Here is a 23,743-nt window from a genome sequence, read left to right as displayed (position 1 = left end):
AAGATAATCAAAATTTTGTGAGGTATTAGCGTGTCAGATAAGACGATCAAATTAAAGCCCTACTCTATTAAACTTACTTCTAGTGAAATATGGCTTTTGGGGCTCGGACTTCCCTTTTTCATTTATGGTACTAAAACCCATACCTTATGGGGTGTATTAACTGAGGCATTCATTCCAGGTGGAATTTACGCAAGGAAAGCATACAGACTGCACAGAATCCGCAGGCAGGGGATACAGCATACTGATAGCATGGATGGTGGCTCATTTGAAATCTGGTTAGAGATTTTGTTTAAAGACCTTGGTCATAAAACCACTCGAACGCCATTAACTGGAGATAAGGGTGCGGATTTGATACTAGAAACACAAAAGGGGAAGACCGTTATCCAGGCTAAGAAAAAGGCTAGTGGAGTGGTTGACAAGAAGGCTATCAAGGAAGTCTTAAATGCGAAGATACATTACAAAGCAAACGCTGCTGCTGCAATAACCAACCAACACTTTGGGCCATCTGCTAAACGATTAGCTGCCGAACATGGTGTTGAACTTTGGGAAAGACATAACTTAGTTGAATTCCTATATTCAGCACGTCAAAAACGATTTCCTTATTCTCTTCGAAAATATTTACCCACGGTAATATGGATAAAAACTTAAATCATTTAGTTAACAAATTGTATTCTTCAAGACTGTTTTGTAGGTTTCTTTTTCAGCCCAAGAAGACTCAATCCATAAATGAGGATTCCTTCAGCGATAAAGTTTTAAAGATGAGAATATAACTAATTGACTTCGATAAAGATCCAAGAAACGAAATTAGTCTTGCCTTTCTTTCCAGTAACTTTACACACAAAAACTAGGTGCTTCGAAAGAGGCTCCTTTTTTATTTACAGAAGGAGGAAATATGGATATACGAAAAGTTCCAGCAGAACAATTAAAGGCAGCAAAATATAATCCTCGCAAAGACCTAAAGCCTGGTGATGAAGAATATGAGAAGCTCCGAAGGAGCCTTGAAGAGTTTGGGTATGTCGAGCCAGTTATCTGGAACAAGAAAACCGGAAACATTGTGGGCGGCCACCAGCGATTCAAGATATTGGCTGAACAAGGCGCTAAGGAAATAGACTGTGTTGTGGTTGATATGGATGAGCAAAAGGAAAAGGCACTGAATATCGCTCTTAACAAGATATCCGGCGAGTGGGATGCCCCACTATTAGAGGACTTACTGAAAGACCTAAGCGAAAGTGGATTTGACGTTTCTCTTACAGGTTTTGAGGCCGCCGATCTTCGTGACTTAGTTGCCACTGACGAGGATGTAAAAGAGGACGATTTCGACGCGACCAAGGCACTTGAAGAAATTAAAACCCCAATGAGTAAGCGCGGCGACGTTTGGCTTTTGGGTAAGCATCGATTGATGTGCGGGGACAGCACTTCTCCTGACGATGTCGGAGTTCTTATGAACGGCAAAAAGGCGCGGCACGTATTCACAGACCCCCCATGGAATGTAGACTATGGTTCGAGTACCAACCACCCAAGCTGGAAGTCGCGCTCCATTATGAACGACAGTATGCCAACCGATCAATTTAAGGAGTTTATGGAAAAGACCTTCAGCGCTATGAAAGCCGTTTGCGAGCCCGGCTGTATGACCTACATCGTGATGAGTGCTCAGGAGTGGGGAAATCTTATGAAGGTTTTAACTGAGGCGGGTTATCACTGGTCGAGCACAGTCATTTGGAGAAAGGACTCATTGGTCCTATCCCGAAAAGACTACCACACTCAGTACGAGCCGATTTGGTACGGATGGCTGGAAGGTAGTCCGAGGCTTGTTCCTCTAGAAGATAGAAAGCAAAGCGATGTCTGGGATATACCAAGACCGAAACGGTCGGAAGAGCATCCAACGATGAAACCAATAGCTCTTGTAGCAAAGGCCATACAGAACTCAAGTCATAAAGGTGATTTGGTTCTCGATTTGTTTGGTGGCTCAGGTACAACACTCCTAGCATCGGATCAGACGGAAAGAATATGTCACATGATGGAACTCGATCCTAAGTATGCAGACGTAATTGTGAAACGATATATCGAAAGCACTGGCAATAGCGCCGGTGTCTTTTTATTGTGCAGGGGAGAAAAAATAGCGTGGGAAAATATTAAACAAGATTAAGTCAGAATTTTGAACAAGAGCTGGTTTTAAGCTCTTTTTTTGATGCCAAAAAAGAAAGGCTGGATGCCTATGTCCCACAAAAGGGATTTAACAGGAAAGAAGTTCGGAAGTCTCACTGTAATAGAGGAAACTGGACGTGATAAAAACAAGCATGTGCTTTGGTATTGTAAATGCGACTGTGGTGGGGAACGAATTACAACGGGATATGCACTAATATCTGGCCGTACTAAAAAGTGTCAGCATTGCAATTTTAACAGTTATAGTCTATCAGACGATGGGAGTTATATGATAGGGACATTCCCAAACGGGGCAGAGTTTCTATTTGACATTGATGATTATGAGAAGGTTAAAGCATACACTTGGTATCAAACTGGAACAGGCAGTGCGTCAGCTTATGTAGATGGCATATATATTTTACAGCATCGGCTCATTATGACTGCACCAAAGGATGTTCAAATTGATCACAAGAATATGGTTAGATCCGATAATAGGAAATTAAATTTGCGATTTGCTACAGATACCGAAAATAAAAGAAATAAAGGACTTCAGAAAAACAATAGAAGCGGAGCCAAAGGTGTCTGGTATTCCTCCAAACACAATAAATATGAAGCTTATATAGGTGTTGATGGGAGAAAAATTCATCTCGGATACCATCCCACAGTTATCAAAGCCAGCCAAGCATATGACCAAGCGGCTTTGCGATATTTTGGAGAGTTTGCTCGTTTGAATAGCCTTGGTGAAAAAACACCTGAGCGGGTGTCTTTTTTATTGCGCGGAGGCGAAACAGTAGCCCACCAAGATGTGACTAAGTAGGTATGCCAGCGAGAGCATTAAGGCCTTGCAAGCAGATAGGATGCAAACAACTAACTAGGGAAGCGGGTGGGTACTGCGTCAAGCATCAGCAGGTTGTCAATGAGTACGAAAGGTATCGAGGCTCGGCGAGGCAGCGTGGGTATGATCGCAACTGGGAGAGGCTACGGAAAATAGTTCTCAGGGAGAATCCTTTGTGCCATGACTGTTTGCTTGTTGGAAGGTTGACCTCAGCAAAGGAGGTCCACCACATCAAGAAAGTTAGAGAGTACCCAGCACTGCGTTTGGTCAAGAGTAATTTGATGTGTTTGTGCAAGGCGTGTCACAGCGTCAGGACAGGTCGGGGAGAGTGAACGCCGAGGGGGTATATGGGGGTCATTTACTCTGAAAATTTTACAGCCGGACCGATGCCCCGGCAAGCTCGTAAAAACTGCCCTTTATAAAAGCCCGAGGGGGTGGAAAGGAGTGGAAAACATGGCAGGAAGGCCAATAAAGCCAATTGACATCGTCGTTCTCGACGGTAAAAAGCATTTATCCAAAGCAGAAATTGAAGAAAGACGGGCCCTCGAAGCGAAGTACAGCCCGAACGCAGATAACATCCAATGCCCGGATTGGCTCGACGAAGCCGCAAAAGAGCATTGGGCTGTGTTGAGTAAAGACTTGCTCGATCTTGAGCTTTTAACGAATATAGACATCGGGGCCCTGGCGATTTGCTGCGATGCTTACTCAAAAGTTATTAAATCAAACCAGGAAATCGAGAAACACGGGATGCTGGTGACGTACACGAACAAGGGCGGCAACAAGAACGTCGTCCCGAATCCTTATGTCGCCATTGCGAATAAGTATAGCGACATCTACAAGAGATACTGTTCCGAGTTTGGTCTTACTCCAACGGCAAGACTTAGACTCGCAACCCCGAAAGAAGCGCCAAAGCCTCAGACGGACTTCGAGAGGAAATTTGGTGATGTGTGATGGATCTTCTCGACGAGCTTGTGCAGTATTCGCAGGACATCATAGCGGGTACGATCATAGCTGGCCAGAAACACCAATGGGCGTGCCAAAGATTTCTCAGAGATGTAGACAGGCAAGGAACCGAAGGGTTCCCTTTTGTTTTTGATAGAGAGAAAGCGGAACGGTTCTATGATTGGTGCAGCCTGTTCAAACACACCAAGGGCGTGCTTGAAGGACAACCCATAGTCCTCCAGCCGAACCAGCGGTTCGACTACGGTAACATTTTTGGGTGGGTCCACAAGGACACCCGGCTGCGGAGATTCAGAAAGACTTACAAACAAGTAGGTCGGAAAAACGCCAAGAGCCAGGAAGAAGCACTTGTCGGGCTGTTTGAAGTTTTCGCTGACGGAGAATCTGCGTCGGAGGTATACTGTGCAGCCACCAAAACCAAACAGGCGAAGATCGTCTGGAACGAAGCAAAAATGATGTTGCTTCGCTGCGCCGAGCTAAAGGGCAAATACACCATCGCCTACGGACGAATAAACCACAAGAAGTCCGGCTCCTTCATGGAAGCCTTGAGCAAAGAGGATGGTAAGACTGGCGATGGAACGCATGTCCAGTGTGGGATCGTAGACGAGTATCACCTCCACGCGACCTCAGAGATGCTCGACATGTTGACCTCTGGTAAGAACGCCAGGCGGCAACCGTTGGTTATGATTATTACCACGGCAGGGTTCGACCTGAACAACCCATGCTACCGAGTCGAATACGACTACGTTTCTAAGATCCTTGACCCGAACTCCCCGGTCGAGAACGACCAGTATTACATTATGATCTGCGAGCTGGACGAAGGCGACGACATCAAGGACGAGTCGAACTGGCCAAAGGCCAACCCGATTCTGTGTTCATACCCAGAGGGAATCGAAGGTGTTCGAGAGGATATGCGGGAGGCGCTGGACGCGCCCGAAAAGATGCGAAACTTCCTCACAAAAAACATGAACGTCTGGGTAGACCAGAAGGAGAACGGCTATATGGCGATGACCAAGTGGGGAAAGTGTGGCGTGAGCGAATCAAACCCGTGGCCCGATGTGGCAGGGCTCCCCGTCATAGCGGGGGTTGACTTATCCTCAACGCTTGACTTGACGAGCGTCAGCTTCGAGGTACCTCTACCGGATGGGAGGACAGCAGTTCTATCTCACTCATTTATTCCAGAGGACACCCTAGCTGCCAAGACCTCCTCGGATAATGTTCCTTACGCTTTATGGGTGGAGCAGAAGTGGATCACAGCTACCCCAGGGGCCTCCGTGGATTACAACTACGTCCTAAAGTATATGGACGACATCTACATGGAGAACAAATGGTTCAAGAGTGAGGTCTGCTTCGATAGGGCACTTGCTACCTGGCTGCGATACCAACTGGAGACAAAGGGCTATTGCCCGGTGGACATTCCTCAAGGAAAACTAACTCTTAGTGAACCGACCAAAGACTTTAGGGCCAGAGTTTATGACGGAAAAATAATTCACAATAACAACCCGGTCCTGACCTGGGCCGTTAGCAACGCGATCATACGGGAAGATCATAATGGCAATATACAATTGGACAAGTCCAAGAGTAAAGAACGAATCGACCCTATAGCAGCCTTGCTAAACGCCTTTGTCCGAGCACTGGTAACAGACATTAAATTCGTTTACGAAAAGCGCGGCATGAGGAGTTTGTTATAGAAGGAGGTGGTAAAGATTTGAAATTTACAGATAGAGTGAGGCTGGCGTTCAGCGACCAAAGCATGAACGAGTATATAAGAGATTTTATGAACGGGGCTGATTTGGATGAAGGTTCACTCAACACAGAGGTAGATGCAGCAACTGCTATGAAATATACGGCTGTGTTTGCTTGTAACAAAGTGCTGGCTGAAACCTTCGCTTGTATGCCTGCTGTACTATACCGGAAGGACAAAGACGGTGAACGGGAAGCGGTCAAAGATCTTGCCATTTATGACATTCTCCACAATAAGCCAAACGAGGAGATGTCTCCTTTCAACTTCAAAGAAGCGTGCATGAGCAGCCTGAACCTGGGAGGCAACACGGTCTGCGAGCGACTGGTCAATGGGCGGGGTAAATTAGTCGGACTGTACCCATACGAGCATACCAAAGTGGAGATCGCCAGGGACCGGGACACTAAGAAACTCGTCTACACCATACGGGATGGGCTCTCAACCAAGACCCTGACCAGAGACCAGGTGTTTCACGTTCCAAACCTAAGCCTCGACGGAATCGTCGGCCTTTCGCCGATCAGCTACGCGGCCTCAGCCATTAAGCTGGGAATGTCGTATGAACAGTTTGGAGTCAACTTCTACAAGAACGGGGCCAATCCATCCGGGACCTTCGACGTACCGGGCGAGCTCGGAGAAGAATCATTTAACCGATTAAAGAAAGAGCTGAAGCATAACTACGCAGGGCTTAAACGGTCGGGTACACCGATGCTGCTAGAAGGCGGGATGAAGTTCACTCCACATACGGTCAACCCGGTGGACGCACAACTCCTGGAGAGCAAGAGCTTCCAGGCAGAGGACATCTGCCGCATTTACCGAGTGCCGCAGCACTTGATCCAGCTCTTAGGACACAGTACCAACAACAATATCGAGCAACAAAGCCTCGAATTTGTGATGTACACCATGCTCCCGATCTTCAAACGGTGGGAAGAAAACATCAATATGCAGCTCCTCACCGACAAGGAGAGAATGGCTGGTTACTATATTGAGTTTAAGATGGACTCGCTTCTCCGGGGTGACGCAGTAAGCCGGGCCACGGCCTATGCCCAAGGGCGACAGTGGGGCTGGCTCAGTGTCAACGACATCCACAAGCTCGAAAATATGCCACCCATACCGAACGGCGACATTTATATGCAGCCTTTGAATATGGGCGAAGCGGGCAAGATCCAACAGGCCGACCAAGCGAAGGCCATGGTGGATGCGATCCACAAAATAATCACAGACAAGTAAGCCTTAAAGCATTTAATCAATGCTATTTTATTATGCCCCGACGAAGGAGGTGAGATAAAAAAGTGGCAAAGAAAACGGCAGCAAAAAAGAAATTCTGGGCTTTCAAGGCGCTGGCCAATAACGAAGGCGAGCTGACGATCTATGGTGAGATCGCGGATTCACAAGGCGGCTGGTTTAGTGATGGTAACGAGGTAACACCAACGTCGTTCAAGGCTGAACTTGATGCCCTTGGCGATATATCGGCCCTGAATGTGTATGTCAACTCACCGGGCGGTGATGTTTTCGCGGGTCAGACTATCTACTCGCAATTAAAACGACACCCGGCAACCGTGAATATGCACGTTGATGGTCTGGCAGCCAGTATCGCCTCGGTGATCGCCATGGCGGGTGACACGATCCATATGCCAGCCAACGCAATGATGATGATCCACCATCCGATGAGCGGGGTCTACGGCAACGCCAACGAAATGCGGACTATGGCTGACACCTTAGACAAAGTCAGCGAGAGCATCCAAGAAACCTACTTGGCAAAAGCGACCGACATGAGCCAGGAGGACCTGGTGGCCTTGCTTGATGCCGAAACCTGGCTGACCGCCCAGGAATGTATGGATCTCGGGCTGTGTGACGTTATGGAAGAGGAAATGTCGCTGGCGGCAAGTGTTAGGGACTTTGAAATCCTCGCTAAGTACCGAAACACACCTGGATTTATCAAGATTACAGCAGAAGCAGAGCCCACTGAGGCCCCAACGGACCCCGTTATTCCGGAAGAACCGACCGAAAACCCGGCCCCAGAAGGACCCACAGACGACGAAATAGCAAAAGCAAAAGCAATTTTAGCCTTGGAGTGTGAGCTCTAAAGGCTATTTTTATTCCCATGAAAAGAAAGCGAGGCACGAAATAATGACTGAAATGGAAAAATTGTTAGCTGCAAAAGCAAGCCTGAAGGCAAAAGCTCAAGGAATTACCGCAAAGGAAGGCGCTACAAAAGAAGAAATCGAGGCAGTGCTTACTGAGATACAAACCATCAACGCCAAGATTGAGGTCCAAAAGCAAGTAGACGCTATGGAAGCCGAAGAGTTAAAGGCTAAAGCTGAGGCTCAAAAGCCTGTAAACGAGCCACTCTGGGCACAGCCGAAAGACAATAAAAAAGTATTGTGGAAAAACAACGCTGAATTCCTCACGGCTGTTTATGCAGCTTCCAAGCAAGGTGCAACCCCGGACCAAAGACTGTTAATGCAAAACGCAGCCAGCGGCATGGGCGAGTCCGTACCTTCTGACGGTGGTTTCCTCGTAGGTGAGGATTTCGCCAAAGAATTACTCCAAAAGACCTATGAAACTGGAATCCTAGCTTCCAAATGCCGCAAGATCCCCATCAGCCCAACCAGCAACGCACTCGAAGCTAACGGGATCGACGAGACAAGCCGTGCAAACGGTAGTCGCTGGGGTGGAATTCAGTCTTTCTGGGAGAACGAAGCTGATGTTTTAACAGGCAAAAAGCCTAAGTTTAACAAAGTCGAGCTGAAACTCAAAAAGTTGACGGGCCTCTGCTATGCTACCGACGAGCTTCTCCAGGATGCAACGGCCCTAGAAGCTATCATCGGTCAAGCCTTCGCGGAAGAATTCGGCTTCAAGATGGATGACGCGATTATGAACGGACTTGGAGCCGGACAACCTCTCGGCTTTATGAAATCTGGTGCGCTTGTCACAGTGGACAAAGAAGGTAGCCAATCAGCAGGGACCATCGTAACCCAGAACGTCTTAAAAATGTACTCGCGTTGTTGGGGCCGTTCCCGTCAAGACGCTGTATGGTTGGTTAACCAAGACATCGAGCCACAGCTCGCACAAATGACCATCGCAGTAGGCACGGGCGGCGTTCCTGTGTATATGCCAGCGAACGGAGTTTCTGACCAACCTTACGGTACACTGTTCGGCAGACCAGTAATTCCAGTGGAGCAGGCCAACACCATCGGATCGCTCGGTGATATTTCCCTCGTTGACTTGAGCCAGTACCTTCTCATCGACAAAGGCGGCGTGAACGCTGCATCTTCTATTCACGTTCGCTTCCTTTATGACGAGAGTGTTTTCAGATTCATCTATCGTGTAGATGGACAACCGATCTGGAAAAGCGCACTCACACCATTCAAAGGATCGAACACCCTCAGCCCATTCGTTACTCTTGCAGCACGCTAATAATTAAAATACGAGGAGGAAATACAATGTTAGATAACCTTAACCATGTAGTAAATGCCCTGCCCCCGGCTGCTGATGCGTTCTCCGGGACAGTATCCACGGATGTCATTAACATGAAAAACTACGGAAGCGCTTGCTTCGTAGTCCAATTCGGTGCTGGTGCGGTTGGCACGGCGACAATCTCAATCGAGGCTTGCAGCGACGTAACCCCAACCCTTACTACGGCAATTCCTTTCTTCTACCAGGCGTGCGTAAGCGGTGACACCTACGGAGCAATCACCCAGGCAACTGCTGCTGGATTCACAACGGCTGCCGCCGCCAATAAAGTTTATAAGATTTTCGTAACCGACGAATCACTCGCACTATCCGGCTATAACTACGTTCGACTGACATCTGTGGAGGTCGTAAACGACCCAATCGCGGGCGGGGTTGTTGCTGTGTTGACTGACGGACGATTCGAGAGCGAGATTCCCGACACAGTCTTAGTTTAATATCACGCAAGGGGCAGGGCTTAAACCCTGTCCCTTGTTTTTAGGGTGGTGATGGTTTGCATTACAACTTAACTTTAATTACACCTCCCGCAGTAGAGCCCTTGAGCCTAGCGGACGTACAGAACTATCTGAGGATTGATACCACAAACGACACCCTGGAGGATGCCTATGTAACTTCACTGATTGTCTCGGCGCGGGAATACTGCGAGAACTTCCAGAACCGAGCGTATATCACCCAAACCTGGGAGATGGCGCTGCCAAGGTTTCCCTTCTCAGCAGAAGCGATGGCTATAGAGATCCCCAAAGGCAAACTCCAGACCATCGAAAGCATCACCTACAAAGACACCGCAGGAGTTGAAAATACGCTGGTACCCGAGCTGGAGTACGCAGTAAGTAACAGAGGAATTCTGGGCAGGATCAGTCCACCATTCGGCAAGGTTTTCCCTCTTGACATCCTCTATCCACTTGACCCTGTGGTGATTCGTTTTACTTGCGGGTACGGTGACGGCCCAGAGGATGTACCAGCCCGCGTGAAACAGGCCATGATGCTGCTTATTGCACATTGGTACGAAAACCGGGTAGTTGTTAACGACCTCAGAGGTGTGAACCCGGTCGAGTTGACCTTCACGGTTTCATCGTTGCTATCCCAGAACCGGATAGCCTTGGTTTAGGCGAGGTGATGAGAGATGAACATCGGGTGCCTGAATAAGCGGATCAATATATTAACCACGACGGAGAGCAAGAACACGGTCGGGGATACCATTCTCACGCCAACAGTTTTCAAAACGGTCTGGGCAAGCATAGAACCCGTAAGCGGAAGAGATTATGTCGAGGCTAAGAAGTACCAGGCCGAACTGACATACAAAATAACGATCCGATACCTAGCGGGTGTCACCCCTGATATGACTATCCAGTTTAAAACCCGGATATTTCTCATTCAGGACATCATCAATCCTTTCGAGCATAACGAATCGCTGGAGATTATGTCAATCGAGAGGGTGGTTAAAAATGGCTGATGATTTCACAATAGCATTTGATGGGATCAGCGAATTCCAAGCAAAGCTGGAGGCGGTCAGAGCCCAATACCCATACAAGGAGGAGGAAATCCTTCTCAAATTGGGTAAGACCCTGAAGGCCAGCGCCAAGAGCAAAACCCCAACCGGAGTCAGTAAAAAGCACGTTAAAAACCAGTACAAACTATCCAAGGTAAATTATTTAAAAGATGGAACGAATATCACGATGACTAACACAAGCCCACTCTTCCATCTACTTGAAAAAGGGCACGTTATTAGAAACGAGAAAAACGGTCAAGCACTCGGATTCGTACCGGGCAAACACATGGTCGAGATAGCCATGCTGGAGCTTGAGCAAACCTTACCAGCGACGGTGGAGGATTGGCTTGATGGTGTTCTGGGTGGTGCATCATGATTACACTTGTAGACATCAAAACGGCGATCAACAATGTGCTGGCCCCAGTGGGGTTAAAGACTTATGGAAACGAGGTCAAGGAGGGATTCTCCCGGCCTTGTTTTTTTGTTGAGGTTACTCCGGTAGCGAGCGAAACCTTCAAAAGAGATACCAGCGAAAATACGGTAATGGTTGAGATCGTGTACTTCTCGGAGAACAAAACGGACTTAGAAAATCTCAAGATGTACGACACCTTGAAAGGGCTTCTAACTCCGACGCTAACCATCGGAAACCAGAAGAAGATGGTCAGCAATTTAAGAGCAGAAGCGGTGGACGATACCGACCTGATCTACTCGGTGAAGATCGACCTGAATTTCTATGACGAGATCATAGATACAACCCCGGCACCCGATGAAATGCAAACCTTAATCTTAAAATTAGGAGGTCAATAACATGGGTTTACCGGATATAGAGGTTATTTTTAAATCCTTAGCGGTCAGCGCAATCACAAGGGGTTCAAGCGGTGTAGTGGCCCTCGTCCTTAAAGACGATGTTCACGCCGGGGCCAATATATATACAGACCCAGCCCTAATCCCTGACGATTTCACAGCCTACAACCAAAATCAGATTAACCTAGCCTACACGGGCGGAGTGCAAGCACCAACCAGTGTAATCGTGTACGTCGAGCCGACCGATGCGTCAGATTATACCGCAGCCATGGCCTATTTAGAAACTGTCAAGTTTGACTACGGCGCTATTCCCGGCATTGGACCTACGGATGCAGCTCTTGTCGCTACCTGGCTAAAGGCTTTAAGAGACAATAAGGACATCAAATCAAAGATGGTTCTCCCTAACATTTCAAGTGACCACGAAGGGATTATCAACTTTGCTACAGACGGGATTGTTGTAGCGTCAGGAACGGTCACAGCAAAAGATTACTGTAGCCGGATTGCTGGGATCTTAGCAGGGAACCCCTTGACGATGAGCGCAACCTTTCAAGTGCTGCCAGAGGTCAAAGACGTTCCGCATTTATCTAAGGCTCAATTCGACACAGCCGTAGATGCTGGCCAATTTGTGCTAATGAACGACGGTGAGAAGGTCAAGATCGCAAGAGCGGTAAACAGCCTCGTCACCTTAACCACAAATAAGACCGCAGACTTCCAGAAGTGCAAGATCGTAGACATCATGGACCTTGAGCACAACGACATCAAAAAGACCTACAACGATAACTACGTCGGAAAAGTGCCCAACGACTACAATCACAAGTGCCTACTCATTACCGCAATCAACGCGTACCTGGAAGGTTTAGAGGTCCAACTTCTTCTCGACAAGGGGAAGAACAGCGTCGGATTAGACGTAGAGGCCCAGACGTTATACCTCCAAGGTAAAGGCATCGACACCACAGGAATGAGCGAACTGGACATTAAAAAGGCCAACACCGGGTCCTCTGTTTTCTTGAATGGAACAAATCGCCCTCTCGACGCAATGGAGGATTTGAACCTCAATCTGTATTTGAACTAAGGAGGTAAACCATGGATAACTATACAGCAAATCAAGTTCTCAATGGAACCTGGGGCGAGATGTGGTTGAATGGGGATCTTATGGCAGAGACAACCGCACTCCAGGCTAAAGTAACACTGACCAAGACCGCAGTAAATGTGTGCGGAACCCTTGTGGCTGGACAGAAGGTCACAGGCATGGAGCTCAAAGGAACCTTGAAGATGAACAAAGTGAGCTCTGCCATGATTAAGGCCAACAGTGCAAACATCAAATTAGGTAGAACACCAGAGTTCACCATCATCTCCAACCTAGACGACCCACAAAGTGCTGGAGCAGAACGAATCGTTCTGAAAAACGTTATGTTTGACGAACTGACGCTGGTCGATTGGGAAGCCAAGAAGAACGGCGAAGAAAGTATTCCTTTCACCTTCATGGATTGGGATTTACTGGATTTAATCTAGTGGGTCCCGGCCTCTTTTTCAACTTAATTTAGGGGGAAAACATTGATGAACTTAGTGGAGAAATTATTAAAACTTGATGCGGGCAAAATTGAAGTCCCGGCAAAGGTTATCACAATACAGTCCAAAAAACTGAAGCAATCCATCGAATTCCCCTGTAAGGCGGTCGATGCGGAGAAGTACGCAGAGATCCAAGAGGGTGCTCTGGAGATCCGCAAAGGCGATGTTAAGAAGATCAATATGTATAGCATGAAAACCCTCATCATCATCGAAGGCTGCCCGGAAGTGTTCAAGAGCAAGGAGGTCATGGAGCACTTCGGAGTGCCATCACCGAAGGAACTGATTAAGAAATTACTCCTGAGCGGCGAAATTGATGATCTTTATAACGCGATCAACGAGCTGTCGGGTTATGAAAAAGATGAAGAGGACGAAGAAACCATAAAAAACTAATCATGGAAGATAGGGATGTTCAGACAGCCTATCTTCTTTTTCGTTTTAAGAACATGACTCCCCAAGAATATTACAGCAAAAAGTCCGGAGAAAAGAAGATACTTCGGGCTTTTATAGCCTTTGAAATCGATGAAAGGCGTCGTGCAAACTCTCAGGATGGGGGGTGAACAATATAGCACACGTTATCGACGCGGTAATCACACTAAGGGACCAACTCAGCGGAACGCTCAAGAATGTCAACGGGAACCTTTCCCAATTCCAACGCCAGGCGACGTACGCGGGCCGCAACATGGTGGCGGTCGGAAAGGACATGGAGAAGGTCGGCAAAACCTTGAGCAAGACAATTACTGTTCCTATTCTGGCGGTCGGAGCCGGGCTACTAAAGCTTGGTGAGAACTTTCAAAAAGCCCAGAACACCATAAGAGTCGGAACCGGGGCCACCGGAAAGGATCTCCAGAATCTTAGCGATGATTTCAAGGCGACCTACACCCAGGTATCGTCGAGCATGGACGACACAAGTAAGGTCATCGCCGATCTGAACACTAGGACCGGGCTGGCAGGGAAGCCCCTGCAAGACTTATCTGTTCAGATGTTGAAACTAGCCAAGATCAGCGGGGAAGATTTAAACACCTTAATACCAGCAACAACGCGAATGTTCCAGGACGCGGGGATCAAGCAAGCCGACTATAGCAAAGCCCTGGATTACACATTTAAGGTTAGTCAGACCACAGGGATCGGAGTGGGGCGTTTGCAAGAGCTTATGACCCAATTCGGCGGTCCACTAAGACAAATGGGCTTCGATTGGCAAACAAGTGGAGCAATGCTGGGTAAGTTTGAGAAGGAAGGCGTCAACACCGAGCTGGTCGTAGGATCGCTGCGGATTGCGCTCGGTAAGATGGCCAAAGAAGGCATCAAGGAACCAGCAAAAGAGCTGCAAGGGATGATTGATAAAATCAAGTCCGCAGGAACGGCGGGCCAAGCCAATGCCCTGGCGCTCAGTATGTTCGGTGCTAAAGCCGGACCAGACATGGCAGCGGCGATCCGGGAAGGACGGATGGATTTATCCGAATTAATGCAAACCCTCAAGGACAGCCCAGAAACGATCAATAAAGCGGCAGCCGATACAGCAACATTCTCCGGAAAATTGGCTAAGATGCGGCACGTTATGGAGGTAGCCTTTGCCCCAGTGTCCGAGAAACTTCTAAATTCCCTCGAAAACCTAACGCCATACCTCAAAACGGCGTCCGATGCGGTCGCGGGATTTGCTAAAAAGATTGCTGAGATGCCGCCAGCCACGCAAGCAGCGATACTGAAATACGCGCTGATGGCGGCAGCAGCGGGTCCTGTTATTTTAACGCTTGGTAAAGTGGTCCACAGCATCGGCGACACCATTGGCACGTTCACGAAAATGTCCAGAACTATAGCAGACGCGGGTGGCCTTATGAAGTACCTCGCGACTCCAGGCGGGATTGCTATTGTGGTTCTTTTGGCTTTGGCAGCAGCCGCGATCCTGGTGACAACTCACTGGGATCTTATCAAAAAGAAATTTAACGACTTCAGGCAAGCCCTGAAAGACAACGAGACAGCCATACGAAATGTGGCCATCGCGATTGGTGTTGTTTTCGGGCCAGCTTTAATCGCCATAGGAGCACAGGCCGTAATCACCGGAGCCCAAATAGTCGGTGGATTAATTGCTTCCGTCATATCCGCAGGAGTCGAGGCTGGAATAAGCGCGGCAGTTTTCACCGGACAAATGATTGTTTCATTAATATCATTTGCACTCCAGGCTTGGAAAACGGTCGCGGTACTCACAATCCAAATAGGTCTGTTCATCGCACAGAGGCTCGGGATGATTAGTGCAGCCGAAGCGACGGGCATTATCACAGCAGCTCAATGGTTATTCAACGCAGCGATGGACGCCAACCCAATCGGAGTGGTTATTCTTGCGCTGGCAGCTTTGGGGTTGGCTATTTATGAGGTCGTAAAGCATTGGCAAGACATCTGTGAGTGGGTATCAAAGGCTTGGGATTGGCTCACCAAATGGAATGGCACCAAGGCCGAGGACAAGACCGTAAACGTAACAACCAACACCACATCTGATGGCATGAAAGCCGGGCGAAACGCGCTCGGTACAAGCTACTGGGGCGGGGGAAGAACCCTGGTTGGGGAGCATGGGGCCGAGGAGGTTGATCTGCCCAAAGGGACCCGGATCAAAGACGCTCGATCAACACTCAACTCCAGCGGCAACAGCATATCAATCCCGAAGTTAGCTGACACCATCATCGTCCGTGAAGAAGCCGACATCGACAAGATCGCAAACGCATTAGTCCTGAAAATCAACGCAACAGCTACAAACATGGCATAGGGGAGGGTACACTGATGGAATTTTGGCTAACGCAAGGCACAGATAGTCTACACCTCCCCGTCCCGCCCGACAGCTATGCCATTAAAAGAGCTTTAAACAATAGCTCGGTGGTCGTGGAGAGTATCGGAGAGGTGTCTTTTATAGGCAAACCAAAGCTCGCGGAGATCCCACCGATAACTTCCTTCTTTCCGGTCAGGTATTACAACTTTTGTCAATACAGATCATTCCCAACACCCAAGAGCTGCACAGACCTCATCGAGAAATGGATGGCTACAGGAAAGCCAATCCGGTTCTTCATAACCGGAACGAGCATAAACCTGACGTGTACCATCGAGGACTTCGAGCATGGGGAGCAAGACGGGACCGGGGATGTTTACTTCACCCTCACCCTAAAAGAATACAAAACCATCACCCTAGGGGGCTAACCATGATTAAGCTATACGCTTTCTACAATGGGGTGACAATGGACCTAACCAACGTGATCGAGAGCATTAACAATATTGGAGATAAGGCACAGGCTGCCCGGAAAATAGACATCAAACTAGCATACCCGATCTGGGACAGGAACCAACCAAGGGCCCAGGTATCGCCAGGGACCAGGGTGTGGATGGTACTCGATGGGAAAGAGATATTCAGGGGCGTGGCCTGGGACCGGGTGCTCGATTCAGCGAACCAGATCCTGTCGTTTACGGCCTACGATTATTTGATTTATCTTATAAAATCGAAGGTCACTTATAACTTTGTGAATGTGACCCCGGAGGACGCAACCCAGAAGGTGTGCGCGGAGCTCGGGATCACAGCCGGGGCCATCGCGAGTACGGGAATCAAAGTGAACCGACTCATTGCTCAAAAGACCGGGTACGAAGCGATCATGGAGATGTACACCCAAGCGAGCAAGACAAACGGGAAACAGTACATCCCGATCATGGATGGGACGAAGCTAAGTGTGATAGAAAAGGGAGCGACGGTCGCTGGCTACACCTTGAGATCCCAATCTGGCGACACGACAAGCAACGTCCTAAGCACCAGCTACCGCGATACGATGGACAGCATGGTCAATAAGGTCAAAATTTATGACGATAAAAACAACTATGTGAGTGAGGTCAGCAATAGCTCCCAGGTTAACGACTACGGATTGATCCAGGACAACTACACCAAGGAAAAAGACAAGGACAGCCAAACAGTAGCAAACGGTATGCTTACCGGGATAACCCAGGATGTAACTATACCGGCTCTTGGAAATTGGGCCTGTCGGACGGGTTACGCAGTGAATACCGAGATTTTCTACGTCAGTAATCTTCAAAAATCGGTGATGTTCATCGACGGAGATACCCACACCTGGGAACCAGGCACCGGGCTGTACACGATGAGCCTCAATTTAAGCTACAAAAACCTCATGGATAGCAAGGGGTGATCTTATTAAGAACCCATACAGCGAGTTGATCGGGCACATGAGGACTCAGGGCGGGAAGAATAACACGCCTTATGTCCAAGTGGGGGTGGTGATTGCTTCTGACCCTTTAACGGTGAAGCTGGGCGACTTGCAGATCGGGAAGGACAACCTCCTGGTCGCAGATTATTTGCTCCCAGACTACTCTAGGAAATACACCGAGAGCGGGAACATCAAGTTTGATGAGAGCGGCAGCTTAGGAACCACGACCGGGACGACGGTGGGCTCCTACGGATCGCACACCCATGACATAGCGACACTCAGCGTTGATGCAGACAACACTCAGAGCGGGGATTTCACATTCTCCGACGGGCTCGCGAAGGACGATATTGTCGCCTTAATCCCGACCTTGGATGAGCAGACCTATATCATTTTAGCAAGGGTTGTGAGCGTATGAGTATATTTCCAACAGAGGTACTAAGTGACTTGATCCAGACGACTGTTGTGGATTCCGCAGCGCCGGCCCCGGCAAAAGAATTTGCTTGGGATTTTGTCGCCAATGATTTCATCTTTGTCGATGGGAAGAACATCACGGTAACAGGAAAAGACGCGGTGAAAATCTGGATATGGAAAGCCCTGCAAACCGCAAAGAACCGATACCGGGCCTATACTAGCAGCTTCGGCAACGACCTGGAAACCTTAATCAGCCAGGGCTTATCGAAAGCGGCTCTGGGCTCCGAACTGGAGCGGTATATCAAGGAGTCGCTACAAATCAGCCCATATATAACAGGAATAGCCGATGTAAGTAGCACCATCGAGGGCAGCCAGGCACAGATTACTTTCACAGCGCAAACCATTTATGGGGAGGTGGTTATAAGTGTTTAGCGAGCCCAGCAGCACAATTCTAAACAGGATGCTCGAAACGGTTCCTTCTGATCTTGATAAATCAGAGGGTTCTTTTATTTATGACGCACTTTCACCCGCAAGCCAGGAGATCGCCAAAAGCGAAGAACAGCTCGACGAAATGCTGAATATGGTTTTTGCTCAATCGGCTGAGGAAAACGGGTACTCAACCCAATTCAGACAGCGGTGTGCGGAGTATGGGGTGTTCCCTAAAGGCGGGACCATAGCAACGGGATCAGCAACCTTCGTCGGAGCCGAAACAACACCAATACCAACCTCAACTATTATTCAAACACCGGGCGCTACCCGATTCACAACCATCGCTCCGGCGGTCATTGTGGGCGGGGTAGCGACCGTTTCAATTCAAGCCCTGGCCATCGGCTCGGCTTACAACGTACCAGCGAACACCATAACCCAGATACCCGCAGCGATCAGTGGCATCACAAGTGTCACGAATTCAAGTGCCATCACTGGGGGAACGAATGATGAAACGGACAGTGACTTGCTGGTTAGGTTTCTCGCCAGGGCACAAACCCCGTCAACCAGCGGAAACGCAGCGCACTACGCACAGTGGGCCTCAGAAGTTAACGGAATAGGAGCCGCCCATGTTTATCCCTTATGGGCCGGAGCCGGAACGGTGAAGGTGGTTGTAATCGACTCCAATAAACGGGCCGTTAGCAGCGGCATGGTTTCAACCGTCGCGGCCTACATCGAGGACAACAGGCCAATCGGAGCAACCGTGACCGTAGAGAGCGCCACAGAACTAGCGATTGATATATCGGCGACCATTGTACTTTCCTACGGGCTGACGCTGGACCAGGTTAAAACCTCACTCAGCGCAGCGATTACAAGCTATCTGGCCTCGATAGCGTTTTCAACAACTTATGTAAGTTATGCCAAGATCGGGAGTGTTCTCCTGGACGTTCTTGGAGTTTCTGACTATTCGAGTTTGCTCATTAACGGGGCCGCCGTGGATGTTGTCGTAGGAGATGAACAGGTCGCGGTGTTAGGCGTCGTAACATTGGGGGTGTAAGCCATGTACCCGGAGGAGGTCGATAGCTTCACCGAAAAACTGAACAAGAAACAAACGGGTGTCTATTCCGTCGAGGAAAATTTAACGATTACGGCTGGTGTGTTTGAGGGGGAGCTCGCTCACGACAACATCAACAACGCCAGCCTCCTGGTTTACACCGGGAGCAAGCTGACAGGTGAAAGGGTTATGACCTATACACTCAGCAACCCGGCAGATGCGCCCTGGAGGAGAATCATCACGGTCTACTCAGACCAGGCGTCCGTTTATGTCACCTATGAAACCCCAGGCGATATTGTCGAGGCCGATGACGTGAACGACTTGCAAACCTCCGTCAAAAACACTCAAACGGAACTAGAAAGAGTTAAAACCGCAGACATCGATGGCGGTAGCTTTGTATAGAAAGGGGCCGAGTTGATGCCACAAGTAGTCAAAATTAAACGGGGTCTAAAGGTCAACCTCCCAACATTGGCTGCTGGGGAAATGGGATTCTGCACAGACACAAAAGAAGTTTTTATCGGTGACGGAGCCACAAACAACTTCGTGGGAAGGGCCATGATGGGAACCTACGCTTCCAGGCCCAGCGCAGCGTCAGCCGGGAGGCTTTACTACGTCAATAGCGGAACGAACCTCGGCTATATCTACCTTGACGACGGATCAGCCTGGCAGCGGGTCAACGTCATCAGTCTAGCGGATCTCACCGGGAACTTGGATAACGTCGCAGATGGAACGACCTATGGCAAGGTTAAAAATACAGAGCTCACCATCGGTCAAGTGAACAGGATCAACGACGGTACAAATGTAGTAACAGCAGCCGCAGCATTGACCCATATCAACGATGCCACGAAGCACAGATTAATCAACGATGCAGGAACCGCCGCGACCGATTTATGGTCAGCCCAACAGATCAACAACGCCATCGAGCTGGCGAAGCACAACATCGAGCCCCAGGCTTCTGTAAAGGACCAGAATCTAGCGACCCCACCAGGCTCTCCAGCTCTGGCTGACAGATATATCATCCCAGCATCGCCAACGGGGGCCTGGGTAGGACAAACGAACAACATCGCTGAGTGGAGTGGATCAGCCTGGGTATTTTACGTTCCGTCTGTTGGCTGGAACCTGTTCGTCGATGACGAGCTTAAAATGTATGGATGGAGTGGAACCGCCTGGGTTAGAACAGGTGGAGCCCTTCAAACTATCACAGCCGGATCGGGACTCACGGGTGGAGGACAAGCAGACACCGTGACCCTTAATGTTGGAGCCGGGAACGGAATCACAGTAGCAGCCGACACAGTATCCGCAACGGCATACAACGGCATAACTGTTAGTGCCAGCGGCATAGCCGCAAACATCGACGCAAGCTCAATCGTGTATGACGCAGCCAATGGTAATAGGTTGATGGTGTCCACCGTCGATGGCGGGACCTTTTAAGGAGGAGGGGCTGTGGCGAGAAAAGTATTAATCACCATAAGACGGGGGCTGGAATCAGCGCTCCCGACTCTAGCGGTGGGCGAGCTCGGATTCACAACCGACACCGAAAAACTGTTCATCGGAACGGCAGCCGGGAACGCTCTCCTTGTTGCAGCAGCGTCGGTCGGTGATATGCTCAAATCAATTTATGATACGAACAATGACGGGATCGTTGATACAGCGACAACAGTAACTGGACCCGTAACCTGGAACCAGCTAAAGGGGGTCTGATCAATGTACAGTGAGGATTATTATGGCGTTTTGCTATACTCCCAGCCCGAGCCCGAACCGGACGGGAGCGTGGTCGAGAGCTTAACACCGGATTTAATGGCCTATCTTCCCGCATATTTAAACGCCTCACGAACCATGACAGAGCTACAGGCGGTCGAGGCAGGGGAGATAGGTCTAATTAATGCCCGGAGAGCGGACCTTTTGAACCAATGCTTCATAGACACGGCAACTTGGGCGCTGGTTTTGTGGGAGAGCGAGCTCGGAATCGAAACTGATCTATCAAAACCCTACGAGGATCGACGCCAGGCTGTAAAGGCGAAGCGTCGAGGCAGCGGAACCGTGACCAAGCAGATGATTATAACAACTGTTCTTTCTTACACGAACGCGGACGTTCAGATCATTGAAAACCCAGCAGTTTACACATTCACTCTGAAATTCGTAGGGATTATGGGGATACCTCCAAATATGGCGAATCTCGTCAAAACACTCGACGACATCAAGCCCGCCCACCTGAGCTACACCTTTGAGTACAGCTACTCCTGGTGGGATAAGATCGCAGGGTTGACCTGGAGCTCATGTAGCACTGGGACCTGGGATGCCTTAAAAGTCTATTAGTAAGAAGGGATGACGACATGGCGACGACAACAGCGACTCTAGGACTTACTAAGCCAGCGGGAACAGACACCGTAGACATTGGCGTCATTAACACAAACATGGATCTCATCGACACAGCCGTAGCCGGGAAGGAAACCCCAACCGGGGCACAGACCAAAGCAACGGCGGCTCAAACGGCGGCACAGACCTACACCGATACAAAAACCGCAGCAATTACAGCGGACTATGTACGGCAGCCAGGCTACGCTGTGGACACCGGAACTGCAAACCATCTTATAGTAACCCTAAGCCCAGCGCCGACAAGCTACGCTGATGGGATGGGAGTGGCGGTAAAGGTTAAGGTCGCCGGGACAGCAGCCACAGACATCAACGTCAACAGCCTAGGAGTTAAAGCAATTTATGACTCCCTCGGAAACGCAGTAACCAACTTCAGAGCAAACACGACCTACTCGCTGAAATACGAATCCGTCAGCGGGTCTTTTATTGTACAGGGTAAAGGGGGTGGAGGAAACGCAACCACAGCGCAGATTCTTCTAAATGCCACGGCAACAGTAGACTCCGGGCCGATCACCGGAACGATGCCCAACAACGGAGCTGTAGCAATAACACCAAGTAGCGCATCTCAGACGATAGCCCTGGGATACCACAACGGATCGGGCAGCGTCGCAGCGGTCACTGTTCCTGTTGCGAACGTCCTAACAGGAACGACCATCGCTGGCCAGGCCGGAACCATGGTCAATCGCGGGGCTGTGGTGATAACACCGAGTAACGCATCCCAGACGATAGCCGTGGGATACCACAATGGCTCGGGCAGCGTTTCAGCGGTCACTGTTCCGGTAGCAAATGTCCTAACAGGCACAACAATAGCCGGGCAAGCCGGAACCATGCCCGAGAACGGAGCTCTTGGAACTTATATCCCGAGCTCCAGCCCACAGACCATCCCCGCCGGGCATACATCGGGAGGGACGGTAGCCGGAGTCGCTGTAACAGCAGGACACCTTCTCGCTGGAGATACTGTGGCGGGTACGGCAGGAACCATGCCCAATAAAACAGCCTCAGCGACGGTCATTACTCCGAGTGGTTCCGACCAAGCTATTCCACAAGGCTATTACCCAGGTACAACAGGGGATGGCAAGGTCGCAGCGGTAACATTTACAACCGGGAATGTTCTAACAGGAACGACAATCGCGGGCACGGCAGGAACGATGCCCAACCAGGGAGCTGTAACTTTAACCCCAGCAGCGACAAGCGTGGCGATCCCAGCAGGATACCACAATGGGTCGGGGATTGTTTCAGCAGTCGCTGTAACGGCAGCCCACCTCTTGACGGGTGACACGGTCGCGGGAACACCAGGAACCATGCCCAATAAAACAGCATCAGCGACGGTCATCACACCCGGTAACTCCGACCAGGCCATCCCACAAGGTTATTACCCAGGCGGGACAGGCGACGGAAAAGTAGCAGCGGTAACGGTCCCAGCCGGGAATGTCCTAACTGGAACGACCATCGCGGGCACAGCAGGAACAATGCCCAACAAAGGTGCAGCAGGGCTAACCCCAGCAACTACGACAGTAGCCATTCCTGCCGGGTACTATAACGGGAGCGGCGTGGTGGCAGCCGTAACAGCCTCTATTGACGCAGATATCGTAGCTGCCAACATCGCGGCTGGCATAAATATTCTAGGTGTTGCAGGGACAGCACCTACCATGAAAAGTACCGTTTTTTCATCAAGTGGGACCTATACCTCTGGACCTTCTACCTCTTTAGTCTATATCACAGGAGTAGGCCCAGGCGGGGATGGAGCCGCAGGATCACTCGCGGGCAGCAGCAGCCAATCGGGAGGTTCTGGAGGAGGAGGATCAGGTCAGGAGGTTTTTAGATATCCCACAATAGTAGCCCCTAACACTCCTTACACCGTCACAATAAGCTCCTCAACCACGACATTTGGCTCACTCATAACACTGGCAAAGGGTGGCACAGGAGTCGCAGCGGGAAACAATGTCTTGACCGGGGGAGCTGGTGGTTCCAAACCATATAGCGGAGGAAATGGGATTCAAGGCGGGAACACCACTAGCGGATCATGGACAGGCGGGAACGGGGGTAATGGAGGTGTTCCGAAACTAGGAACATTTGCATCTTATAACGGGTTGACCGCCTTTGGTGCAGGAGCCGGAGGAGCTGGTCATAATGGAGCGGGCTCTCCTGGTACTAACGCGACCCAACCAGGATGCGGTGGCGGCGGCGGGGCCGGAGGCGGCGCTGGAAGTGCAGGAGGAGCCGCAGGACTCGGAGCCAATGGATTCTTAATAGTAGAGTGGATTTAAACTAAACGAGAGGT

28 protein-coding genes are annotated in these 23,743 nt (G+C 49.7%); all 28 read left to right on the top strand.

Going from position 1 to position 23,743, the window contains the following annotated elements; genetic code table 11:
* Positions 1-30 precede the first annotated feature (30 nt).
* Positions 31-648, top strand: a complete 618-nt coding sequence (locus E4K68_RS07545; protein ID WP_135378323.1) for a restriction endonuclease — start codon at positions 31-33, stop codon at positions 646-648.
* Positions 649-892: 244 nt separating this feature from the next.
* On the top strand, positions 893-2,146 hold the full coding sequence (locus tag E4K68_RS07540) for a site-specific DNA-methyltransferase (protein ID WP_135378322.1): 1,254 nt from the start codon (positions 893-895) through the stop codon (positions 2,144-2,146).
* Between the two features lie 42 nt (positions 2,147-2,188).
* Positions 2,189-2,959, top strand: a complete 771-nt coding sequence (locus E4K68_RS07535) for an AP2 domain-containing protein (RefSeq protein WP_135378321.1) — start codon at positions 2,189-2,191, stop codon at positions 2,957-2,959.
* Between the two features lie 471 nt (positions 2,960-3,430).
* Positions 3,431-3,928 carry a phage terminase small subunit P27 family gene (locus tag E4K68_RS07525; RefSeq protein WP_243450307.1) on the top strand — a complete coding sequence of 166 codons (498 nt, stop codon included), beginning with the start codon at positions 3,431-3,433 and terminating at the stop codon, positions 3,926-3,928.
* Positions 3,928-5,628: a terminase TerL endonuclease subunit gene (locus tag E4K68_RS07520; protein ID WP_135378318.1), complete on the top strand. Its 1,701-nt coding sequence runs from the start codon at positions 3,928-3,930 to the stop codon at positions 5,626-5,628. Before E4K68_RS07525 ends, E4K68_RS07520 begins: the two co-directional genes overlap by 1 nt.
* Positions 5,629-5,645: 17 nt before the next feature.
* Complete coding sequence (locus tag E4K68_RS07515) at positions 5,646-6,905, top strand: phage portal protein (RefSeq protein ID WP_135378317.1); 1,260 nt, start codon at positions 5,646-5,648, stop codon at positions 6,903-6,905.
* Positions 6,906-6,967: 62 nt separating this feature from the next.
* Positions 6,968-7,762: a head maturation protease, ClpP-related gene (locus E4K68_RS07510; protein ID WP_135378316.1), complete on the top strand. Its 795-nt coding sequence runs from the start codon at positions 6,968-6,970 to the stop codon at positions 7,760-7,762.
* Positions 7,763-7,805: 43 nt separating this feature from the next.
* The gene (locus tag E4K68_RS07505) at positions 7,806-9,095 is read left to right on the top strand and encodes a phage major capsid protein (protein ID WP_135378315.1); all 1,290 of its coding nucleotides are present in this window, start codon (positions 7,806-7,808) and stop codon (positions 9,093-9,095) included.
* Between the two features lie 26 nt (positions 9,096-9,121).
* Entirely contained in the window at positions 9,122-9,586 is a 465-nt protein-coding gene (locus E4K68_RS07500; protein WP_135378314.1) for a hypothetical protein, read from the top strand.
* A gap of 56 nt (positions 9,587-9,642) precedes the next feature.
* The gene (locus E4K68_RS07495; protein WP_135378313.1) at positions 9,643-10,257 is read left to right on the top strand and encodes a head-tail connector protein; all 615 of its coding nucleotides are present in this window, start codon (positions 9,643-9,645) and stop codon (positions 10,255-10,257) included.
* A gap of 15 nt (positions 10,258-10,272) precedes the next feature.
* Positions 10,273-10,602 (top strand): phage head closure protein, encoded by a 330-nt coding sequence (locus E4K68_RS07490; protein WP_135378312.1) that lies wholly within the window; start codon positions 10,273-10,275, stop codon positions 10,600-10,602.
* Positions 10,595-11,014 carry an HK97 gp10 family phage protein gene (locus tag E4K68_RS07485; protein ID WP_135378311.1) on the top strand — a complete coding sequence of 140 codons (420 nt, stop codon included), beginning with the start codon at positions 10,595-10,597 and terminating at the stop codon, positions 11,012-11,014. The genes E4K68_RS07490 and E4K68_RS07485 overlap by 8 nt, the downstream gene beginning before the upstream one ends.
* Positions 11,011-11,445, top strand: coding sequence for a DUF6838 family protein (locus tag E4K68_RS07480; RefSeq protein ID WP_135378310.1), 435 nt, complete (start codon positions 11,011-11,013; stop codon positions 11,443-11,445). The genes E4K68_RS07485 and E4K68_RS07480 overlap by 4 nt, the downstream gene beginning before the upstream one ends.
* A gap of 223 nt (positions 11,446-11,668) precedes the next feature.
* Positions 11,669-12,514 carry a phage tail sheath subtilisin-like domain-containing protein gene (locus E4K68_RS07475; protein ID WP_243450298.1) on the top strand — a complete coding sequence of 282 codons (846 nt, stop codon included), beginning with the start codon at positions 11,669-11,671 and terminating at the stop codon, positions 12,512-12,514.
* 11 nt (positions 12,515-12,525) lie between these two features.
* Positions 12,526-12,954, top strand: a complete 429-nt coding sequence (locus E4K68_RS07470) for a phage tail tube protein (protein ID WP_135378308.1) — start codon at positions 12,526-12,528, stop codon at positions 12,952-12,954.
* 45 nt (positions 12,955-12,999) lie between these two features.
* Positions 13,000-13,401: an XkdN-like protein gene (locus E4K68_RS07465; protein ID WP_135378307.1), complete on the top strand. Its 402-nt coding sequence runs from the start codon at positions 13,000-13,002 to the stop codon at positions 13,399-13,401.
* A 2-nt stretch (positions 13,402-13,403) separates the two neighbouring features.
* Positions 13,404-13,568 carry a hypothetical protein gene (locus tag E4K68_RS20310; RefSeq protein ID WP_158291386.1) on the top strand — a complete coding sequence of 55 codons (165 nt, stop codon included), beginning with the start codon at positions 13,404-13,406 and terminating at the stop codon, positions 13,566-13,568.
* Positions 13,565-15,766, top strand: coding sequence for a phage tail tape measure protein (locus tag E4K68_RS07460; RefSeq protein ID WP_135378306.1), 2,202 nt, complete (start codon positions 13,565-13,567; stop codon positions 15,764-15,766). The genes E4K68_RS20310 and E4K68_RS07460 overlap by 4 nt, the downstream gene beginning before the upstream one ends.
* A gap of 14 nt (positions 15,767-15,780) precedes the next feature.
* Complete coding sequence (locus tag E4K68_RS07455; RefSeq protein ID WP_135378305.1) at positions 15,781-16,191, top strand: hypothetical protein; 411 nt, start codon at positions 15,781-15,783, stop codon at positions 16,189-16,191.
* A 2-nt stretch (positions 16,192-16,193) separates the two neighbouring features.
* On the top strand, positions 16,194-17,180 hold the full coding sequence (locus tag E4K68_RS07450; protein WP_135378304.1) for a terminase: 987 nt from the start codon (positions 16,194-16,196) through the stop codon (positions 17,178-17,180).
* A gap of 25 nt (positions 17,181-17,205) precedes the next feature.
* Entirely contained in the window at positions 17,206-17,613 is a 408-nt protein-coding gene (locus E4K68_RS07445; protein WP_135378303.1) for a DUF2577 domain-containing protein, read from the top strand.
* Complete coding sequence (locus E4K68_RS07440) at positions 17,610-18,041, top strand: DUF2634 domain-containing protein (RefSeq protein WP_135378302.1); 432 nt, start codon at positions 17,610-17,612, stop codon at positions 18,039-18,041. Before E4K68_RS07445 ends, E4K68_RS07440 begins: the two co-directional genes overlap by 4 nt.
* Positions 18,034-19,092 (top strand): baseplate J/gp47 family protein, encoded by a 1,059-nt coding sequence (locus E4K68_RS07435; RefSeq protein ID WP_135378301.1) that lies wholly within the window; start codon positions 18,034-18,036, stop codon positions 19,090-19,092. The genes E4K68_RS07440 and E4K68_RS07435 overlap by 8 nt, the downstream gene beginning before the upstream one ends.
* Positions 19,093-19,095: 3 nt before the next feature.
* Positions 19,096-19,491, top strand: coding sequence for a phosphoglucomutase (locus E4K68_RS07430; RefSeq protein WP_135378300.1), 396 nt, complete (start codon positions 19,096-19,098; stop codon positions 19,489-19,491).
* Between the two features lie 15 nt (positions 19,492-19,506).
* Positions 19,507-20,520, top strand: coding sequence for a DUF2793 domain-containing protein (locus E4K68_RS07425; RefSeq protein ID WP_135378299.1), 1,014 nt, complete (start codon positions 19,507-19,509; stop codon positions 20,518-20,520).
* Between the two features lie 12 nt (positions 20,521-20,532).
* A complete protein-coding gene (locus E4K68_RS07420; protein WP_158291385.1) occupies positions 20,533-20,790 on the top strand; it encodes a hypothetical protein in 258 nt (85 codons plus the stop codon).
* Between the two features lie 3 nt (positions 20,791-20,793).
* A complete protein-coding gene (locus E4K68_RS07415) occupies positions 20,794-21,405 on the top strand; it encodes a YmfQ family protein (protein WP_135378298.1) in 612 nt (203 codons plus the stop codon).
* Positions 21,406-21,422: 17 nt separating this feature from the next.
* Positions 21,423-23,729, top strand: a complete 2,307-nt coding sequence (locus E4K68_RS07410; RefSeq protein ID WP_135378297.1) for a hypothetical protein — start codon at positions 21,423-21,425, stop codon at positions 23,727-23,729.
* Positions 23,730-23,743: the final 14 nt, after the last annotated feature.

It is taken from the genome of Desulfosporosinus sp. Sb-LF, assembly GCF_004766055.1.
Taxonomy (GTDB): Bacteria; Bacillota; Desulfitobacteriia; order Desulfitobacteriales; family Desulfitobacteriaceae; genus Desulfosporosinus.
Note: the sequence above shows the minus strand (reverse complement) of the source record. Positions and strands in the feature narration are given on the sequence as shown.

What these genes read in the sequence shown, in the direction of transcription:
- E4K68_RS07540 (WP_135378322.1), top strand. Translation starts at nt 893, where the DNA reads ATGGATATACGAAAAGTTCCAGCAGAACAATTAAAGGCAGCAAAATAT.
- E4K68_RS07535 (WP_135378321.1), top strand. Translation starts at nt 2,189, where the DNA reads ATGCCAAAAAAGAAAGGCTGGATGCCTATGTCCCACAAAAGGGATTTA.
- E4K68_RS07525 (WP_243450307.1), top strand. Translation starts at nt 3,431, where the DNA reads ATGGCAGGAAGGCCAATAAAGCCAATTGACATCGTCGTTCTCGACGGT.
- E4K68_RS07520 (WP_135378318.1), top strand. Translation starts at nt 3,928, where the DNA reads ATGGATCTTCTCGACGAGCTTGTGCAGTATTCGCAGGACATCATAGCG.
- E4K68_RS07505 (WP_135378315.1), top strand. Translation starts at nt 7,806, where the DNA reads ATGACTGAAATGGAAAAATTGTTAGCTGCAAAAGCAAGCCTGAAGGCA.
- E4K68_RS07500 (WP_135378314.1), top strand. Translation starts at nt 9,122, where the DNA reads ATGTTAGATAACCTTAACCATGTAGTAAATGCCCTGCCCCCGGCTGCT.
- E4K68_RS07490 (WP_135378312.1), top strand. Translation starts at nt 10,273, where the DNA reads ATGAACATCGGGTGCCTGAATAAGCGGATCAATATATTAACCACGACG.
- E4K68_RS07485 (WP_135378311.1), top strand. Translation starts at nt 10,595, where the DNA reads ATGGCTGATGATTTCACAATAGCATTTGATGGGATCAGCGAATTCCAA.
- E4K68_RS07480 (WP_135378310.1), top strand. Translation starts at nt 11,011, where the DNA reads ATGATTACACTTGTAGACATCAAAACGGCGATCAACAATGTGCTGGCC.
- E4K68_RS07470 (WP_135378308.1), top strand. Translation starts at nt 12,526, where the DNA reads ATGGATAACTATACAGCAAATCAAGTTCTCAATGGAACCTGGGGCGAG.
- E4K68_RS07465 (WP_135378307.1), top strand. Translation starts at nt 13,000, where the DNA reads ATGAACTTAGTGGAGAAATTATTAAAACTTGATGCGGGCAAAATTGAA.
- E4K68_RS20310 (WP_158291386.1), top strand. Translation starts at nt 13,404, where the DNA reads ATGGAAGATAGGGATGTTCAGACAGCCTATCTTCTTTTTCGTTTTAAG.
- E4K68_RS07455 (WP_135378305.1), top strand. Translation starts at nt 15,781, where the DNA reads ATGGAATTTTGGCTAACGCAAGGCACAGATAGTCTACACCTCCCCGTC.
- E4K68_RS07450 (WP_135378304.1), top strand. Translation starts at nt 16,194, where the DNA reads ATGATTAAGCTATACGCTTTCTACAATGGGGTGACAATGGACCTAACC.
- E4K68_RS07440 (WP_135378302.1), top strand. Translation starts at nt 17,610, where the DNA reads ATGAGTATATTTCCAACAGAGGTACTAAGTGACTTGATCCAGACGACT.
- E4K68_RS07430 (WP_135378300.1), top strand. Translation starts at nt 19,096, where the DNA reads ATGTACCCGGAGGAGGTCGATAGCTTCACCGAAAAACTGAACAAGAAA.
- E4K68_RS07425 (WP_135378299.1), top strand. Translation starts at nt 19,507, where the DNA reads ATGCCACAAGTAGTCAAAATTAAACGGGGTCTAAAGGTCAACCTCCCA.
- E4K68_RS07415 (WP_135378298.1), top strand. Translation starts at nt 20,794, where the DNA reads ATGTACAGTGAGGATTATTATGGCGTTTTGCTATACTCCCAGCCCGAG.
- E4K68_RS07410 (WP_135378297.1), top strand. Translation starts at nt 21,423, where the DNA reads ATGGCGACGACAACAGCGACTCTAGGACTTACTAAGCCAGCGGGAACA.